The sequence below is a fragment of the Priestia sp. SIMBA_032 genome (genome assembly GCF_046535215.1).
GTDB classification, from domain to species: domain Bacteria; phylum Bacillota; class Bacilli; order Bacillales; family Bacillaceae_H; genus Priestia; species Priestia aryabhattai.
This window is the reverse complement of record NZ_JAWRXD010001274.1, coordinates 1-248: the sequence shown is the minus strand read 5'-3', so window position 1 is coordinate 248 and position 248 is coordinate 1. Positions and strand designations below refer to the sequence as shown.

The window sequence follows — 248 nt, the reverse complement described above, 5'->3', positions numbered from 1 at the left end:
GCATTGGTTTCCTCGGCAGCCGTGGCCATGGAGCCGGCGGTGGCTTCAAGCTCTTCAGCGGCACTGGCGAGCGTGGCCATGGAGACCTCGATCTGCGCCTCGAATTCGTCGGTAAGCGCTTTCACGGACGCCGCCCGCGCCAGTTCGCGTTCGGCGCTCTCCTGGTCCTTGCGGATCTGTTCGAGGCGTTCGCGGGAGACGCTGATGAAGTGCTGCAGCGTGCGGTTCAGGGCGCCGATCTCGTCGCC

General features: G+C 66.1%; 1 protein-coding gene. It reads right to left on the bottom strand.

The annotated features are described in order from the left end of the window. Window positions 1–248, bottom strand: a 248-nt coding sequence (locus SB717_RS38425) for a hypothetical protein (protein WP_410908460.1), incomplete at both ends; no start/stop codon positions are given.